The following is a 17,446-nucleotide window of genomic DNA, read 5'->3' on the forward strand; positions in this document are numbered from 1 at the left end:
TATTGCGTCAACGCGGATGCAAAAATAATACTTATTTTCAATGTACCAAATCTTATATTAAAAATTTTCAATAATTTTTAATATGCCTTTGCAAAAAGCACTCTTTGACTCGAAGGACGGCCCGAAAACATACATATACCCTCCTCTTTTTCAGCATCTAGCGGTATACATCTAATGGTTGCCTTGGTAAACTCTTTTATTTTGGTCTCAGTTTCCGCAGTTCCGTCCCAGTGCGCCAAAATAAAGCCTCCTTTGGTTTTAAGCACTTTTTTAAACTCTTCAAAACTATCTACCTTGGTGGTATGTTCACTTCTAAAATCTAAAGCTTTTTGAAAAAGAATGCTTTGAATTTCTACCATCAAGCCTTTAACTTTTTCTACCACGTCGGTCTGATTTACAAACTCTTTAGTTAACGTATCTCTTCGTGCTAGCTCTACAGTTCCTTTTTCCAGATCTTTTGGCCCTATCGCTATCCTTAACGGAACTCCTTGCAACTCATATTGAGCAAACTTCCAACCTGGTTTATGCGTATCGCGATCATCAAATTTCACAGAGATTCCTGCTTCGCGAAGTTCTGAAGCTAATTCGTTAGCCTTTTTTGAAATTTCTTTTAATTGTTCTTCTCCTTTATAAATTGGCACAATAACCACTTGGTTAGGTGCTAATTTTGGAGGTAAGACCAAACCTTTATCATCACTATGCGTCATAATTAAGGCTCCCATAAGTCGTGTAGAAACACCCCAGCTTGTCGCCCAAACATGTTCTAACCTTCCTTCTTTACTTGCATACTTTACATCAAAAGCTTTTGCAAAATTTTGCCCTAAGAAATGCGAAGTTCCTGCCTGCAAGGCTTTCCCGTCTTGCATTAAAGCTTCAATACAATAGGTTTCTTCCGCCCCAGCGAAACGCTCACTTTCAGATTTTAAACCTTTTACCACGGGAATAGCCATAAATTCTTCGGCAAACTCAGCATAAACATCATTCATTTTTTCTGCTTCAATTAAAGCTTCTTGCCTTGTGGCATGAGCAGTATGTCCTTCTTGCCATAAAAATTCTGTCGTTCTTAAAAACAAACGCGTTCTCATCTCCCAACGCACCACATTCGCCCATTGGTTGATTAGTATAGGTAAGTCTCTATACGATTGCACCCAACCTTTATATGTATTCCAAATAATAGCTTCGGAAGTAGGCCTAACTACCAATTCTTCTTCTAGCTTGGCTTCTGGATCTACAACAAGCTTTGCTTTATCATTGGGGTCGGTTTTTAATCTATAGTGCGTTACCACCGCGCATTCTTTAGCAAATCCTTCTGCATTTTTCTCTTCGGCCTCAAATAAACTTTTTGGTACAAATAAAGGAAAATAAGCATTTTGGTGCCCTGTTTCTTTAAACCTTTTATCTAGTTGCGCCTGCATCTTTTCCCAAATAGCATATCCGTAAGGTTTAATCACCATACAGCCTCTAACAGCCGAGTTTTCAGCAAGATCTGCTTGCACTACTAATTCGTTATACCATTTCGAATAATCCTTTTTCCGTTCCGTTAGCTTATTACTCATATATTTGATTTGGCACAAATGTTGTGCTTATGTTAATGAATTGTTAGTTCCCACAAAACTAATTAAATTTGATATGTTCAACAATTAAAACCGTAAGATATGCTTTACCAACACATAAATATTAAAAAAATCTCACAGCTGCCTGTAATTATCGCTGCAGTTGTTACATTAGTTTCTTGCGGCTCCTATACCAATTCTACACCAGAAGAAGATGGGATTTACGCCAGTGAAGATAGAAACTATAAAAACGAACCTACTCAGTCAAATGCAAAAGGAAGTGATTATTACGAAAATTATTTTGCAGAACAAAATGACAAAATAGCTCAAGCACAGCAATATAATGATGACACGGCAGTATTTACCGATGTAGATTCGTACTCTTCTAATAATGAAAATAATAATAACCAACAAAATGTAAGTCAAGACGGAGAATATTACGAGGAAGGGAATTACAAAAATAACGAAGGTGGATGGGGAAGTAATTCTTCTAATGTAACCATAAATTATTACGACAACAATCCTTATTGGTATGGAGGGTATAATTCTTCACTAGCTTGGGGATATGGATACCACGCTCCCTATTATAGCAATTGGTATATAGGTTTTTCTCCTTGGGGATGGGGCGGTTACTATAGACCTTGGGGTTATGGAGGATATGCTGGTTACTACGGCTATGGAGGCTACGGCGGATATTATAACCCTTACTACCACAACTCGCATTATTACGGAAATCATGGCTATGCTTACCATAATAACAGAGGAAATTACAGAGGAAGATATTCTGCTAGCAATGGTTACAGAAGAGACGCTTATAGTGCAAGAAACTCGAATGCAAATTCTAGTAGAAGAAATGCTTCTACCGCTAGAAGAAATACTCAAGTTAGAAATTCTAGAAATGTAAATGCTAGAAGAAATTCTACGTATCGTACGAATAGCAACACTAGAGCAGCAAGAAGTACAAATTCTAACGCACGATCTAGATCCAATTCTACTCAAAGAAATAGAAGTGGTTATTACAACAACAGTACAAGAACTCAGAGATCTTCTTCTCCAAATTATAACAATTCTAGAACTAGATCCTCTAATACCAATACAAGATCTACTAGAAGTACACCTACCACAAGATCTTCTTCTCCTTCAACCAGAAGTTCTAGTTCAGCAAGAAGCTCAAGAAATACGGGGAGCTCTTCCAGTAGCGCGAGAACCTCAAGAAGAAGGTAATTTTAAGAACTCTATTTGAAAAAACTATGAAAATTAAATTAGTAATACTTTTTACATTTTTACTTACAATTAGTAGCTATGCTCAATCTAGCAATGATGCGCTGTTGTTTTCTTCGGAAGAATTATCGGGTACTGCTAGATTTGTAGCGATGGGAGGAGCTTTTGGGGCTTTAGGTGGAGATATCTCTGCTCTTAAAGTGAATCCTGCTGGCTCTTCTATTTTTCTACATAATTTCGCTTCATTTTCTTTAGCCAATGAATTCTACAATAACGAAGTTTCTTATAGAAAAGGAATTTCAGAAAGACGTAAAAACAATTTTCACATTCCGCAAGCTGGAGCTGTTTTTGTATTCAACAATAGCAACCCAGAGACTACAATTTCTAAATTCACCATTGGTGTAGCTTATAATCAAAAAAAGTCGTTGAGCAATCGCTTCACCGCATCTGGAGATAATGACACCTCGATTGGAGATTATTTTACAAATCTTGCAAATGGAGTTCCTTTAGAGCTTTTAAACTCTAATTCTCTTCAAGGTGGGTACATTTTTTTAGGAGAAGGTAATTTTAATGGACAAGGATTTTCTAATACAGATTTGCAAACCGCTTATTTAGGGTACAATGCTTTTCTTTTTGATCCTGCAAGCAACAACGACACCAATGCGGCTTATACTTCTAATGTAAGCGGAAATAGTTTCTTTCAGCAATATGACTATCGTTCCACAGGTCTCAACGGAGAATTTTCCTTAAATGGATCTATGCAACTTTTCGATAATTTCTACGCTGGATTAAATTTAAACAGTCATTTTATCAACTACGAAAGAAGCACTGTTTTTTATGAACAAATTGGGAGTCCTAGTGAGATTAACGAAATTGTTTTTGAAAATAACCTCAGCACTATAGGGATTGGGTTTTCTTTTCAAGTAGGTTTGATTGCTAAAGTCAATGACTTAATTAGATTAGGAGCAAGCTATGAATCTCCTACTTGGTATACCATTGCAGATGAAACGAATCAATATCTATACTCGTACAGCAATGACCTTGGCGGACAAGAGGTAGATCCTTTTGTAACTAATATTTTTCCTAATTACAGACTAAGAACTCCAGGGAAATTAACGGGTAGTTTAGGTCTTGTTTTTGGAAAAACGGGGGTATTGAGTTTTGATTACAGTTATAAAGATTATTCTAACATACATTTAAGTCAAGGCTATGACAACAACGCGGACTATAGCTTGCAAAACCAAAATTTTGAAAATAACTTAAATTCTGCTTCTACGTATAGAGTTGGAGGAGAATACAGAATAGACAAATGGAGCTTACGTGGAGGATATAGGTATGAAGAAAGCCCTAACTCCAATTCGATTAGTGAATTAAATGGTTACTCTGCTGGTTTAGGGTATGATTTTGGAAGAATGCGATTGGATTTTGCTTATGATTATTCTTCTCAAGATTATAGCGCAAATCTTTTGCAAACAGGACTTCAAGATCAGGCACAAATCGAGCTGTGTAGATCCAATTACATTCTAACTTTGGCGATAGATATGTAAATTTAGTTCTATAAACATATACAAACCATTCACTTAAAAACCTTCAGGAACTTCTTTGAAGGTTTTTTTGTATCAAATCAGTAAAGAGATTTTACTCCGACTTAAAACTGATAAAATAAATATCTGCTTCAGCATAGTTTAATTATTATAGAGTTATGCATTTACCCTAAACTAATTGCTTAACCTTGAACCATCCTTTTTTAGTCTTTAAAATCTCGTTCAAGAGTTATCAAGATAAATCTTTTGAATCAAATAATATTGTATCTTAAAGCTTTTATAGCGAAATATTAATATATTTCTGTTAAAGCCATTTATATTTCTCTAAACACGTTGAAAATTTAACCTTAAATATTATGCGTGCATAGTAAAGATTCTTATATTTGGGCAACGTGTATTATATGAAAGAAAAAACAATTGACTACGTGCTAAGGGCTACTTGGATTGCGGTCTCTAAAATGTACAATGAGGAGGCGAGTAGAAAAGGAAGTACTATGGCTACGGGTTTTGCATTATTAAATATAGATCCAGATGAAGGCACACCATCAACTTCTTTAGGTCCTAAAATGGGAATGGAAGCCACAAGTCTTTCGAGAACTCTTCGTACGATGGAAGATAAAGGTCTAATCGTTAGAAAAAGAAATCCAGAGGATGGTAGAAGTGTCATCATTCAATTAACTGAATTTGGCGTAGAAATGAGAGCCTTTTCTAAAGAGGTCGTTTTTAAGTTTGATGAAGCTGTCAACGATGCGATTCCGCAAGAAGATCTTGATACTTTTAATCGCGTAGCGCATACCATATTGGAATTAATCAACAACAAAAAAATTTATAAATCAAAAACTCCTGTAAAAAAATTATGAAAAGAAACATTAAAAAAGTAGCTGTCATAGGATCAGGAATTATGGGAAGCGCTATTGCTTGCCACTTCGCCAATATTGGCGTAGAAGTCCTATTACTGGACATTGTTCCTAGAGAATTAAACGATAAAGAGAAGAAAAAAGGTCTAAGCTTAGAAGATAAAGTGGTAAGAAATAGAATTGTGAATGATGCTTTGCAGACTTCATTAAAATCTAAACCCTCCCCTATTTATCATCAAAAATTCGCTAATAGAATTACCACAGGGAATTTAGAAGACGATATTCATAAAGTATCTGAAGTAGACTGGATTCTTGAAGTGGTGGTAGAAAGACTAGATATTAAGAAACAAGTTTTTGACAATCTAGAAAAGCACCGTAAACCTGGTACTCTAATTACATCTAACACTTCAGGAATTCCTATTCAATTTATGAGCGAAAAAAGAAGTGATGATTTTCAGAAGCATTTTTGCGGAACACACTTTTTTAATCCGCCACGATATTTAAGATTGTTTGAAATTATCCCGGGTCCAAAAACATCATCAGAAGTAGTAGACTTTTTAAAAGACTACGGAGAGAAGTTTCTAGGAAAAAAATCTGTAGTCGCTAAAGACACTCCTGCTTTTATAGGAAACAGAGTCGGTATTTTTAGCATTATGAGTCTTTTTCATATGGTAAAAGATATGGATATGACTATTGAAGAGGTAGACAAACTTACAGGACCTGTGATTGGCCGCCAAAAATCGGCCACCTTTCGTACGGTAGATGTAGTAGGTTTAGATACTTTGGTACACGTTGCCAACGGACTTTATGAAAATGTACCTGATGATGAGCAACACGACCTCTTTAAGTTGCCCGGTTTTATTGAAACCATGATGGAAAACAAATGGCTGGGAAGTAAAACAGGCCAGGGTTTTTACAAAAAAGAAAAGAATAAAGATGGTTCTAGCAACATTAAGTCATTAGATTTAGACAGCTTAGAGTATAGAGAGCGTAAAAGCGCTTCTTTCGCCACCTTAGAATTAACCAAAACCATAGATAATGTAGCCGATAGGTTTGAGGTTCTCATCAATGGAAAAGATAAAGCAGGTGAGTTTTACCGCAAAAATTTCTCTGCTCTTTTTGCCTATGTATCCAATCGTATTCCAGAAATATCTGATGATTTATATAAGATTGATGATGCGATGAAAGCTGGATTTGGTTGGGAACACGGACCTTTTCAAATTTGGGATGCCATTGGTGTAAAAAAAGGAATCGAGCTCATGAAAGAGCAAGGTTATGAACCTGCAGCTTGGGTGAATGAAATGATTGAATCTGGAAGCAAATCTTTTTATTCCGTAAAGAATGGAAATACGTATTACTATGACATTCCTAAGAAAGAGCAAGTAAAAGTACCAGGACAGGATGCCTATATTATTTTAGATAATATTAGAGAATCTAAAGAAGTGTTTAAAAATAGTGGTGTTGTGGTTGAAGATTTGGGTGACGGAATTTTAAACGTGGAATTCCGCAGTAAAATGAATTCTATTGGTGGAGATGTCCTTGACGGAATTAACAAAGCCATTGATATCGCCGAAAAAGAATACCAAGGTTTAGTAGTTTGTAATGACGGAAAAAATTTCTCTGTAGGTGCCAATATTGGGATGATCTTTATGATGGCGGTAGAGCAAGAATATGACGAGTTAAATATGGCCATTAAGTATTTTCAAGATACGATGATGCGCATGCGTTATTCTTCCATACCAACCGTAGCTGCTCCCCATAATATGTCTTTGGGTGGAGGTTGCGAACTTTCGCTTCACGCGGATAAAGTTGTAGCCCACGCTGAAACTTATATTGGTTTAGTCGAATTTGGCGTAGGTGTGATTCCTGGCGGTGGAGGTTCTAAAGAAATGACGGTAAGAGCGGCAGAAACCTTCCAAAAAGATGACGTAGAACTCAACCGACTAAGAGAAAATTTCTTAACCATAGGAATGGCAAAGGTTTCTACTTCTGCTTACGAAGCATACGACACTAATATCCTTCAGAAAGGAAAAGATATTGTGGTAGTTAATAAAGACAGGCAATTAGCCATTGCTAAGAAACACGCTTTATTAATGGCACAAAACGGATATACGCAACCCATTCAGCGTACAGATATTAAAGTTTTAGGAAAGCAAGCATTGGGTGCATTCTATGTAGGAACAGACCAAATGTATGCTGGAAAATACATTAGCGAACACGATAAGAAAATTGCCAATAAATTAGCTTATGTAATGGCAGGAGGAGATTTATCTGCTGCATCTTACGTAAGCGAGCAATACCTATTAGACCTAGAACGTGAAGCCTTCTTATCCTTAACAGGAGAAAGAAAAACCTTAGAAAGACTTCAGCATATGCTGAAGAAGGGAAAACCTTTGAGAAATTAAAGTATAGACATTAGAATATAGACAGTTAGAATATAGACAGCTAGAGTATAGACAATTAGAATCTAGACAATTAGAGTATAGACTTTAAAAGAATGGAAAATGGGTAGACATAATTTTAAAAAATTAAAAATTTGGCAAGACTCCATTAAGCTTGTGAGTGAAAGCTACTTGCTTACAAAGAGCTTTCCCGATTTTGAGAAATTCAATCTTATTTCCCAAATGAATAGATGCGCTGTTTCTATTCCTTCCAATATTGCTGAAGGTTCCAGTAAAAGTACAGATATTCATTTTAAAAAATTTCTTGAAATTAGCTTAGGCTCTGCTTTTGAATGGGAAACCCAATTAATCGTGGCTTTCCATCAAAAGTATTTAAGTAAAGAAATATTTGATGAGTTAGAGGATAAAATCCTACAAATTCAGAAAATGATAGGGAAATTTATAGACAATTTAAATAATCATTAGTTTAATGTCTAAGCTCTTAAAGTCTAGATTCTAGACTCTAGACTCTCAGAATAATAATATAAAACCTAAACACAATGACTAAGACCGCATATATAGTAAAAGCATATAGAACCGCCGTAGGGAAATCTTCTCGCGGAGTTTTTAGGTTCAAAAGACCCGATGAATTAGCTTCTGAAACCATCCAATACATGATGGAGCAGTTGCCAGATTTTGATAAAACAAGAATTGACGATGTCATTGTTGGAAACGCGATGCCCGAAGCCGAACAAGGCTTAAATATGGGTCGTCTCATTTCTCTGATGGCACTTAAAACCGAAGATGTTGCCGGGGTAACCGTTAACCGTTATTGCGCTTCTGGTCTAGAAACGATTGCGATGGCCAGTGCAAAAATACAAAGCGGACAGGCAGAATGCATAATTGCAGGTGGTGTAGAAAGCATGAGTTACATTCCTATGGGTGGTTACAAACCCGTACCCGATTATAACCTGGCCAAAGAAGGCCACGAAGATTATTACTGGGGAATGGGACTCACCGCAGAAGCTGTAGCCAACAAATACAATGTTTCTCGCGAAGATCAAGATGAATTTGCTTTCAACTCACACCAAAAAGCTTTGAAAGCTCAGGCTGAAGACCGTTTTCAAGACCAAATTGTACCTATCAAAATTGATGAAACGTATGTGGAAGACGGAGAAAAGAAAACCAGATCCTATACGGTTAATAAAGATGAAGGTCCGCGTGCCGATACTTCTTTAGAAGCTTTAGCTAGATTACGTCCCGTATTTGCTGAAGGAGGTAGCGTGACCGCCGGTAATTCTTCACAAACCAGTGACGGAGCTGCATTTACTTTGGTGATGAGCGAAGCTATGGTAAAAGAACTTAAACTAGAACCCATCGCAAGATTGGTAAGCTTTACCGCCGTTGGCGTAGAGCCTCGCATCATGGGAATTGGTCCTGTAAAAGCCATCCCAAAAGCTTTAAAACAAGCCGGATTAAAACTAGAAGATATGGAGCTTATCGAATTGAATGAAGCTTTTGCTTCTCAATCCTTAGCAGTTATTAGGGAGTTAGGCTTAAATAAAGACATTTTAAATGTAAACGGAGGTGCCATTTCTATGGGACACCCTTTAGGATGCACGGGAGCAAAACTATCGGTTCAAATCTTTGATGAAATGCGCAAACGTAACCTTCAAAATAAACACGCTATGGTTACCATGTGTGTGGGAACAGGGCAAGGTGCTGCTGGGGTTTATGAGTTTTTACACTAGAGGTTAGAGGTTAGAGGTTAGAGGTTAGAGGTTAGAGGTTAGAGGTTAGAAAAAAATAAAGTGAAATGAAAAAAAAAGCAAGAAATTAAAGAACAGAGAGCAAAAAATAATGTGGGTTCTAGGAAAAGACATGTCTAAAAGAATTTAAAATATGGAAACTTGGTTTAGAGGTTTCAAACGATATTTCAGATCTTTTAGTTGACTTCCCTAAGCACGAAAAATATGATTTATACCAATTTAATTTTGTAATACCGTAAAGAAGAAGAAGTTGTTTTTTGGTTATATGACGCTGCGATTGGTTTGCATAGCCATAGTTATGGAAATTATAAGCAAGGAAATAGAACGGAAAATGAACGAGTCTAACTGCGACATTACATTGTTAATTTGGTATTAAGTGCTTAAATGAGTAGATGTTCAATTTCGATGCCTAGCAATATTGCCGAAGGCTCTGCAAGAACAGACAAATCATTTAATTACTTTCTAGACATATTTTTAGGCTCTTCTTTTCAACTTGGCACTCAATTATTAGTAGCACGACATAGAAAATATATTAATCAAGAACAATTAGAAAAATTGGAAGAGAAAATAGAAGAATTTCAGAAAATGACAATGGATTTTCAAAATACCTTGTAAAGTCTAATCTCTTTTATTTATTCTCTATATTCTTAATCCTTAAAAACTTAAAATAGTAAAATGAAAAATTCAGATAACAAAAAAGACATCCTCCGCGGTGGACAGTTTTTAGTAAAAGAAACCAAGTGCGAAGACGTTTTTACGCCAGAAGATTTTTCTGACGAGCAAAAAATGATGAAAGAATCGGTGAAAGAATTTGTAGATCGCGAGATCTGGCCGAAGAAAGAAGAGTTTGAAAAGAAAAACTACGACCTTACCGAAGAGGTTATGCGTAAAGCAGGAGAGCTCGGTTTCTTAGGAGTTGCGGTTCCTGAAGAATATGACGGACTCGGAATGGGGTTTGTTTCTACCATGTTGGTATGTGACTATATCTCTGGTGCCACTGGTTCTATCGCCACCGCATTTGGAGCGCATACAGGGATTGGCACGATGCCCATTACGCTTTACGGAAACGAAGAGCAAAAGAAAAAGTATGTCCCTAAATTAGCTACAGGGGAGTGGTTTGGTGCCTATTGCTTAACTGAACCTGGCGCTGGTAGTGATGCTAACTCCGGAAAAACAAAAGCGGTTCTTTCTGAAGATGAAAAATACTACAGCATTTCTGGACAAAAAATGTGGATTTCAAATGCGGGTTTTGCCGATATTTTTATTGTATTTGCAAGAGTTGAAGACGACAAATACATCACCGGTTTTATTGTAGAAAACGATAAAGAAAACGGCATCTCTTTTGGTGAAGAAGAAAAAAAATTGGGGATTCACTCCTCTTCTACTCGTCAGGTATTTTTTAATGAAACTAAAGTGCCCGTAGAAAATATGCTTTCAGAGCGAGGGAACGGCTTTAAAATTGCGATGAATGCGCTTAATATTGGTCGTATTAAATTAGCCGCGGCTACGCTAGATGCTCAGCGTAGAGTGACAGACTCTGCAGTAAAATATGCTACAGATCGTGTTCAGTTTGATACTGCCATTGCCAAATTTGGGGCAATAAAATATAAACTAGCAGAAATGGCCACTTCGGCTTATGCTGGAGAATCTGCTTCTTATAGAGCTGCAAAAAATATTGAAGATCGTATCGCTATGCGTCAGGCAGATGGAAATTCTCACGCTGAAGCGGAATTAAAAGGTGTAGAAGAATACGCTATAGAATGTTCTATTCTAAAAGTAGCTTGTTCTGAAGATGTTCAGCATTGTAGTGATGAAGGAATCCAAGTTTATGGTGGAATGGGATTCTCTGCAGATACGCCTATGGAATCTGCTTGGAGAGATGCTCGTATTGCGAGAATCTACGAAGGAACCAATGAGATCAATAGAATGCTAACCGTTGGGATGTTGGTTAAAAAAGCGATGAAAGGCCACGTAGATTTATTAGGTCCTGCTCAAGCCGTTGCAGATGAGTTAACAGGAATCCCTTCTTTTGATAAACCAGATTACGCCGAATTGTTTGCCGAAGAAAAAGAAATGATTGCTAAATTAAAGAAAGTATTCTTAATGGTAGCAGGAAGTGCCGTTCAAAAATTTGGACCAGATTTAGAAGAGCACCAGCAACTTTTATTAGCAGCATCAGATATTCTTATTGAGATTTATATGGCAGAATCTACCATTTTAAGAACCGAAAAAAATGCGAAGAAAAATGGAGAAGATTCCCAAAAAGAACAAATTGCTATGAGTCAGCTTTATTTATATAACGCTGTAGATATAGTGATTCAAAAAGCAAAAGAAGGAATTGTGTCTTTTGCTGAAGGCGATGAGCAACGCATGATGCTTATGGGACTCAAACGTTTTACCAAATATCAAAATATGCCTAATGTGGTAAAATTAAGAAATACCATTGCAGAAAAATTAACCGCAGAGAATAAATATTGCTTTTAAAAATTAAGTTTGGTTAAGTTGGTTGAATCAAAGCCGTATCTCATAAAAAAGATGCGGCTTTTTTTATATTTCTCTTATTTATAGCCACTTAAAAAGTAATTTCGCTTACTTCCGTAAAGGTGATTTCATTATCTACAATACCAAGTTCATATTGCGATAAACGCTCCTCGCCAATTACAAAAAGTTCATCTCCTCGTATAATCAAATCAAATCCGCTTACAGGAATAGACGAAACAAAATTAGGGTTTGAAGGTTCTGAAACATCTAAAATTCTTACCACATTTAAATCGGCTACCAATAAATAATTTCCGTAAAGCCCTAATCCTATAGGACGGTTCATTTGTACAGTGGTTAGCAATTCTGGATATAAAGGATTTTCTGTGTTATAAATTTCTAATTGATTGATGTCTCCCAGACAAGAAGCGTTGGCATGCAAGGTAACATAGGTAAAATCACCCGAAGAAACCACAGGATCACAGCTTCTTAGATGACTTACTTCGGCCAATTGAAGCGGATTTTCTGGCGCCGAAATATCATAAATATACATTCCCAATCTACTGCCCACGTAAAGTTTATCCTCAAAACCATATAAGGTTTCAATATCAAAACCTATATAAGTATTTCCTTTAAAAATGGGTTGCGAAGGGTTGGTAACCTCGAAAATACTCAAGGTTTCGTCGCCTACGGTGTACAAATAATTCCCAACAAGTGAAAATCGAGCTAGACTCCCTCCCATTCCATCTCCACCAACGTCGTTAGGACTTGCAGACTCATTACTGTCTGAACTACAAGCAAACATGATAATAACTAAACAAAGTAGTATACATTTTTTCATGGATTTAATTTTTGAGTTGGTAGCCAATAATGACATGATCTGCTGGCACATCAAAATAATCTGCCCTAAAACCGTCTGGGGAATTTAATCTTGGAAATACATTAGAAGATCTGGATATTCCTTGAATAGATTGCGTGTAAATATTAAAATCTATCGCTACCAAATCTACAAAATGATGTACAAAAATGGTGTTTCCTCTAATGGCTAAATCTGTTGCTCCAGGCACTTTTAAATAAGCAATTGCTTCAGGAGTTTCTGGATTGCTATTGTTATAAATATGAAAACCCTCTTCACTTTCATTAATCAGAATATACTGTTCTTTTACATACACTTTTCCAGCCTGGCTAATAGGTCTAAGGGTTTGCAACTCGATCTCTTCTTCAAAAGCACCTCTAGTTTGTGTGATGGGTTCATATTGACTTTCATAAATGTATGCAACATCATCGTCTTCTCCCCAGTGGACACAGGCTTGTAGGCTTAAGACAGCACTAAAAAACAGCAAATACTTTAGGACTCTCATAATTAGATTGATTTCTAAGTAAATGTTTAAATTATTAAAGGGTTGCTTCATTTCTAAAAAAATACATTATGTTCTTTCCTGAGAAAATTATATTTAACAAATCCCTAAGAGGAAACTTTTTAAAAACGGTGTAAATTTCAAGCTATGAAGTATTTTTATTCTCAGCCGCTGCTAATATTCTTAATCTTGGGCGTATTATTTTCCGCGAAAGCTCAAAGCTTAAAGGATACAACGCAAGTAGATACTGCTACCAATATGCCTTCCAAAGAAACTATCATAGATACGAAGCATGACAAGCTACAAACCAATCCTATTCAGGAATACAATGAAGCTTATTATATATTAGGAAGACTTAATGATGGCATAGGATTACCGTCCAGTCATTATAATTTACAAACGCCTCAAGCTGCGTTAGAACATTTTATCGCCTATGCTCGAAACGAAGAATTTGAAGAGGCTGCTTATGCGTTAAATCTAAATTTACTCCCTAGCTCTATTACAAAAGAAGAGGCAGGAATATTAGCTGAAAAATTTTATTTTGTACTCAACCAGCGGGTAAAAATAGATTGGACAGATTTGCCAGACCGGCCAGACGGTCAAATAGATATTAGCACGACCACCAATAAAGCCGTGGCAGGAAAACCAAGAAGAAGTATTGTCTTTGGGGAAATTAACTTAGACGACAGGAGAATTGTTCTTAGGGTACAACGCGTTAAATATAAAGATTATGGTGCTTTTTGGATGATTTCTTCTAATACTATAGAGAATATAGAGGATCTATACAAGATTTACGGTCCTAGAAAATTAGATCGCGCCATGCCTTCTTGGGCAAGAATGAAAATATGGAATACTCCTATTTGGAAACCTGTGGGCACCATGCTATTAATTGTGCTGTCCTACTTTCTTGGAAAAGGACTTCTGCTAATAATTAGAAAACTCTTTTTAAAATCTGATAAAGTATGGGTTAACAATATCGCTAAGCGTTTATCTAAGCCTGCAGGAATTACCTTTGGAATACTTATTTTTTACATTCTTCTGAACGAACTGATTTCCTTCACGGGTCCTTCTGCTACAACTCTATACGCTACCCTTCTTATTATAGTCATTAGCTCTATCACTTGGTTGATCATGCGTTTGATTGATTATCTCATGGTATATGTAGCCGAATACAAAATAGGTGATACCAATCCTGAAGAAAATTCTGAAGCCAGAATGATGCTTACCTATATTTCGGTTGCCAGAAGAATCGTAACCTTTGTAGTAATTATTATAGGAGCTAGTGTCATTCTATCTCAATTTAGATCTTTAGAAAAGTTAGGAATTTCTTTATTGGCTTCTGCAGGAGTTGCTACTGTAATTCTTGGTATTGCCGCTCAAAGCACGCTAGGTAATATTATTGCTGGGATACAAATTGCTATTACTAAACCTGCTAGAATAGGAGATACGGTAATTATTAATGATGACTGGGGTTATGTAGAAGATATTCGATTTACGTATATGGTCGTAAGAACTTGGGATCTGAGAAGACTAATTGTTCCGCTTCGGTTTATTGTCTCCAACACATTCGAAAATTGGTCTATGACCAGTGCCAATCAAATACGACCTATTACTTTATACGCAGATTACCGTATTGATGTGAGTAAAATCAGAAAAAAATTTAAGGAAATATTAGAACAGGAAGAAGATTGGGATGAAAACCATCCTCCAACGGTACAAGTAGTTGACGTTACTGAAAAATCTATAGAAATTAGAGCACTTTGCAGCTCTAAAGATGCAACTCATACTTGGGATTTGCATTGCAAATTAAGAGAGAAGTTAGTGAGGTATATTAGTGAATTAGAAGATGGAGCACACCTTGCTAAAGCAAGAGTTGCTCTTCAGGAAAATCACAGAGATAAAGAAAGTTAATTACAGCTTCAGTTGTTAAATATTTAAGTTTTTAAGTAAAAGTTTATCAATAGGTTAACTAGCAATTTTATAATTCTATCCTGTTTGTATGTACTTTTACGGTATAGAAAAAATAGCTAACAATTTAAAACTAAGAAATTATGAAAGTAGGTAAATTATTATTAGGATTAGCCTCTGGAGCAGCTGCAGGAATTGCAGCAGGATTATTATTTGCACCAAAAAAAGGTTCTGAAACAAGAAAGCAAATTGCAGATACTACAAATGATTACGTGAATGACGCTAAAGGAAAAGTAGAAAATGCAAAGAGCTCTTTAGAACATAAATTAGAAAGTTTAAAAGCGAAAAAAAACGCAATGACAGCAGATAGCAAAGCGGAAGAAGCTGCATACAATACAAAAGCGAAAGTAAATGACGCTATAAGCTAAATTTAAATTCACCTAGTAAAATACTATAAAAATCGTCAATATTAATTGGCGATTTTTTTATTTCAATTTATTTTTGCTGTGTTCCATTGCAAGACTACTGTGCTTGAAATAGCATGTTTCAACACCTTGCTCTTTCATTGCTGAAAGTAATACTTTCACTTCTTTTCGTTTCTTTCGTTTTGTCTGTCTTATATAAACGGTACTAACATTTTTAGGGAAAATTTTTGCAATATCTCGGTAAATATAGGGATCTTGCTGAGAGTCGTCTCCTAATAAAATAAAGCTTAGCTCGGGATAAAACTCCACAATATGCCTAATCTTATAAAACTTATGGTTATGATCTCCTCCCCCCGATTGTAAGAAATCTCGCAATCCAGATTTGATGTCTTTCAGCTTTAAAACCGCTTTGGGAAATTGATGTATTTCAGTAAACTGAATAATAAAGTTATACAAATTCCACTCACTACTACTCACATAAAAGAATGCATTGTTCTTGCTTTGATCTTTTCTCCCAATCTGATTTAATAATCGGTAGTGCTCAACCACCTTTTCAAAAACCTTTCGCTTATTGACATTACGCGTCAACATGACATATAATTTTTTAAAAATGTTTCCTGAATGTGAAACCAAAAAGGTGTCATCAATATCTGATATTACGCCATATTCCCCTGGGTAAGGTTTTACAAATTCACCTTCTTCTTCATGAGAATCTTGAGAATCTTCATCTAAAACTTCTACTGTAAATTTATGCCATCCAGATGCTATCTCTTGGTCATAAGGAATCATCATTCTAAAGTGACCATCATCTAAGGTCTTGGTTTTTATCTCTAGATTTTTGTATTTAAAAACAACACTAGCATTACTTTCGGTTTTAATCCTAAACATTCTCAACACCTGCCACGCATGCTGACTCCATTTTTTATCTAGTTTAAATACATCTGGCGTGTCTTTTTCAAATACATGACCAAATACCATGATTTTTCTTTCATTTGCGTAACCTCTATAAACTTTTAAACCAAGTGCCATAAATTATACTAAAGATAACAGATAATATCTTTATATTATATAAATTAGTTTGTCAAAATATACAGGTATGAAAATTTTATTAGTCATTAACCCTATAAGTGGCGACTCTAATAAAGAGTCATTAATTTCTTCTATAAAACAGCGTACCTCTAGCAAGATAGAAATTTTTAGAACTACAGGAAAAGATGATATTAAAAAAATAAAAAATCTCATCACAGAAAATGAACTTGAAAGAATATTGGTGGCTGGAGGCGATGGTACTATCAAACTAGTAGCCGAAGCCATGGAAGATGAATCTATTCCCATTGGAATATTGCCTCTAGGATCTGCCAATGGATTAGCTTCTGACCTTAATTTACCCCTAGAGCAAGAAGCCTTTATCAAAGTAGCTTTAGGAGACAAAAAGAAGCAAATTGATGCGATTAACATTAACGATCAGCTTTGTTTACACATTAGTGATTTAGGGCTTAATGCCGAATTGATTAAGGAATACGAGCAAGGTACATTTAGAGGTAAGTTTGGGTACGCGCTACAGACCATTCCTACGCTTTTTAATACGGAAGGACCTTATGATTTCACCATTAAAACCAATGATAAAACCATTAACCGAAAAGGGATTATGCTCGCTATTGCCAACTCCAAACAATTTGGAACGGGCGCAGTAGTTAATGCTACGGGAGAAATTGATGATGGCATTTTTGAACTTCTACTATTTAAGAAGCTAGACATTTTTGAGGTTCTAAAAACCCTAAAGAAAGACGCGCAACTCTCCCCAGAATTCTTAGAGGTTATTCCTACTAAAAAAGCCAGCATCCAAACGCTCAAAAACGTAGATTTCCAAATAGATGGAGAATATTGTAAAGCTCTAAAATATGTAGAAGCCGAAATTTTACCTAAAAAATTAAGCGTATTTATTTCCTAAG

General features: G+C 35.9%; 15 protein-coding genes. 11 read left to right on the forward strand and 4 right to left on the reverse strand.

What is annotated here, in order from left to right:
- Positions 1 to 77 precede the first annotated feature (77 nt).
- Positions 78 to 1,556, reverse strand: coding sequence for a proline--tRNA ligase (gene proS / locus RLT85_RS01335; protein WP_311400241.1), 1,479 nt, complete (start codon positions 1,554 to 1,556; stop codon positions 78 to 80).
- A gap of 99 nt (positions 1,557 to 1,655) precedes the next feature.
- On the opposite strand from proS, the gene RLT85_RS01340 reads away from it, so the two are divergent.
- The 8 genes from RLT85_RS01340 (at position 1,656) to RLT85_RS01375 (ending at position 11,809) form a co-directional block, all read left to right on the forward strand.
- Positions 1,656 to 2,777 (forward strand): hypothetical protein, encoded by a 1,122-nt coding sequence (locus RLT85_RS01340; RefSeq protein WP_311400242.1) that lies wholly within the window; start codon positions 1,656 to 1,658, stop codon positions 2,775 to 2,777.
- Between the two features lie 26 nt (positions 2,778 to 2,803).
- Positions 2,804 to 4,321 (forward strand): OmpP1/FadL family transporter, encoded by a 1,518-nt coding sequence (locus RLT85_RS01345; protein ID WP_311400243.1) that lies wholly within the window; start codon positions 2,804 to 2,806, stop codon positions 4,319 to 4,321.
- Between the two features lie 398 nt (positions 4,322 to 4,719).
- On the forward strand, positions 4,720 to 5,178 hold the full coding sequence (locus tag RLT85_RS01350) for a MarR family winged helix-turn-helix transcriptional regulator (protein WP_311400244.1): 459 nt from the start codon (positions 4,720 to 4,722) through the stop codon (positions 5,176 to 5,178).
- Positions 5,175 to 7,580: a 3-hydroxyacyl-CoA dehydrogenase NAD-binding domain-containing protein gene (locus RLT85_RS01355; protein WP_311400245.1), complete on the forward strand. Its 2,406-nt coding sequence runs from the start codon at positions 5,175 to 5,177 to the stop codon at positions 7,578 to 7,580. The genes RLT85_RS01350 and RLT85_RS01355 overlap by 4 nt, the downstream gene beginning before the upstream one ends.
- 99 nt (positions 7,581 to 7,679) lie before the next feature.
- Complete coding sequence (locus RLT85_RS01360; RefSeq protein WP_311400246.1) at positions 7,680 to 8,042, forward strand: four helix bundle protein; 363 nt, start codon at positions 7,680 to 7,682, stop codon at positions 8,040 to 8,042.
- Between the two features lie 74 nt (positions 8,043 to 8,116).
- A complete protein-coding gene (locus tag RLT85_RS01365) occupies positions 8,117 to 9,307 on the forward strand; it encodes an acetyl-CoA C-acyltransferase (protein WP_311400247.1) in 1,191 nt (396 codons plus the stop codon).
- Between the two features lie 402 nt (positions 9,308 to 9,709).
- Positions 9,710 to 9,940, forward strand: a complete 231-nt coding sequence (locus RLT85_RS01370) for a four helix bundle protein (protein ID WP_311400248.1) — start codon at positions 9,710 to 9,712, stop codon at positions 9,938 to 9,940.
- Positions 9,941 to 10,000: 60 nt separating this feature from the next.
- Complete coding sequence (locus tag RLT85_RS01375; protein WP_311400249.1) at positions 10,001 to 11,809, forward strand: acyl-CoA dehydrogenase FadE; 1,809 nt, start codon at positions 10,001 to 10,003, stop codon at positions 11,807 to 11,809.
- Positions 11,810 to 11,897: 88 nt separating this feature from the next.
- Here the strand turns inward: RLT85_RS01375 and RLT85_RS01380 are convergent, their stop codons facing one another.
- Positions 11,898 to 12,644, reverse strand: a complete 747-nt coding sequence (locus tag RLT85_RS01380) for an LVIVD repeat-containing protein (protein ID WP_311400250.1) — start codon at positions 12,642 to 12,644, stop codon at positions 11,898 to 11,900.
- Positions 12,645 to 12,648: 4 nt separating this feature from the next.
- The gene (locus RLT85_RS01385; protein WP_311400251.1) at positions 12,649 to 13,164 is read right to left on the reverse strand and encodes a hypothetical protein; all 516 of its coding nucleotides are present in this window, start codon (positions 13,162 to 13,164) and stop codon (positions 12,649 to 12,651) included.
- Between the two features lie 144 nt (positions 13,165 to 13,308).
- Between RLT85_RS01385 and RLT85_RS01390 the strand changes: the two genes are divergently transcribed.
- Positions 13,309 to 15,072 (forward strand): mechanosensitive ion channel family protein, encoded by a 1,764-nt coding sequence (locus RLT85_RS01390; protein WP_311400252.1) that lies wholly within the window; start codon positions 13,309 to 13,311, stop codon positions 15,070 to 15,072.
- Between the two features lie 140 nt (positions 15,073 to 15,212).
- Positions 15,213 to 15,497 (forward strand): YtxH domain-containing protein, encoded by a 285-nt coding sequence (locus tag RLT85_RS01395; RefSeq protein ID WP_311400253.1) that lies wholly within the window; start codon positions 15,213 to 15,215, stop codon positions 15,495 to 15,497.
- 57 nt (positions 15,498 to 15,554) lie between these two features.
- Here the strand turns inward: RLT85_RS01395 and RLT85_RS01400 are convergent, their stop codons facing one another.
- Entirely contained in the window at positions 15,555 to 16,523 is a 969-nt protein-coding gene (locus tag RLT85_RS01400; protein ID WP_311400254.1) for an App1 family protein phosphatidate phosphatase, read from the reverse strand.
- Between the two features lie 67 nt (positions 16,524 to 16,590).
- Here RLT85_RS01400 and RLT85_RS01405 point away from each other — a divergent pair, with 67 nt between their 5' ends.
- Complete coding sequence (locus RLT85_RS01405; protein WP_311400255.1) at positions 16,591 to 17,445, forward strand: diacylglycerol/lipid kinase family protein; 855 nt, start codon at positions 16,591 to 16,593, stop codon at positions 17,443 to 17,445.
- Position 17,446: the final 1 nt, after the last annotated feature.

This window comes from Mesonia ostreae, from assembly GCF_031845265.1.
Classification (GTDB): domain Bacteria; phylum Bacteroidota; class Bacteroidia; order Flavobacteriales; family Flavobacteriaceae; genus Mesonia; species Mesonia ostreae.

Bases quoted from the DNA above. Each gene is read 5' to 3' on its own strand.
- RLT85_RS01355 (WP_311400245.1), top strand. From the start codon at position 5,175: ATGAAAAGAAACATTAAAAAAGTAGCTGTCATAGGATCAGGAATTATG.
- RLT85_RS01370 (WP_311400248.1), top strand. From the start codon at position 9,710: ATGAGTAGATGTTCAATTTCGATGCCTAGCAATATTGCCGAAGGCTCT.
- RLT85_RS01375 (WP_311400249.1), top strand. From the start codon at position 10,001: ATGAAAAATTCAGATAACAAAAAAGACATCCTCCGCGGTGGACAGTTT.
- RLT85_RS01345 (WP_311400243.1), top strand. From the start codon at position 2,804: ATGAAAATTAAATTAGTAATACTTTTTACATTTTTACTTACAATTAGT.
- RLT85_RS01350 (WP_311400244.1), top strand. From the start codon at position 4,720: ATGAAAGAAAAAACAATTGACTACGTGCTAAGGGCTACTTGGATTGCG.
- RLT85_RS01365 (WP_311400247.1), top strand. From the start codon at position 8,117: ATGACTAAGACCGCATATATAGTAAAAGCATATAGAACCGCCGTAGGG.
- RLT85_RS01385 (WP_311400251.1), bottom strand. From the start codon at position 13,164: ATGAGAGTCCTAAAGTATTTGCTGTTTTTTAGTGCTGTCTTAAGCCTA.
- RLT85_RS01340 (WP_311400242.1), top strand. From the start codon at position 1,656: ATGCTTTACCAACACATAAATATTAAAAAAATCTCACAGCTGCCTGTA.
- RLT85_RS01360 (WP_311400246.1), top strand. From the start codon at position 7,680: ATGGGTAGACATAATTTTAAAAAATTAAAAATTTGGCAAGACTCCATT.
- RLT85_RS01405 (WP_311400255.1), top strand. From the start codon at position 16,591: ATGAAAATTTTATTAGTCATTAACCCTATAAGTGGCGACTCTAATAAA.
- RLT85_RS01400 (WP_311400254.1), bottom strand. From the start codon at position 16,523: ATGGCACTTGGTTTAAAAGTTTATAGAGGTTACGCAAATGAAAGAAAA.
- proS (WP_311400241.1), bottom strand. From the start codon at position 1,556: ATGAGTAATAAGCTAACGGAACGGAAAAAGGATTATTCGAAATGGTAT.
- RLT85_RS01380 (WP_311400250.1), bottom strand. From the start codon at position 12,644: ATGAAAAAATGTATACTACTTTGTTTAGTTATTATCATGTTTGCTTGT.
- RLT85_RS01390 (WP_311400252.1), top strand. From the start codon at position 13,309: ATGAAGTATTTTTATTCTCAGCCGCTGCTAATATTCTTAATCTTGGGC.
- RLT85_RS01395 (WP_311400253.1), top strand. From the start codon at position 15,213: ATGAAAGTAGGTAAATTATTATTAGGATTAGCCTCTGGAGCAGCTGCA.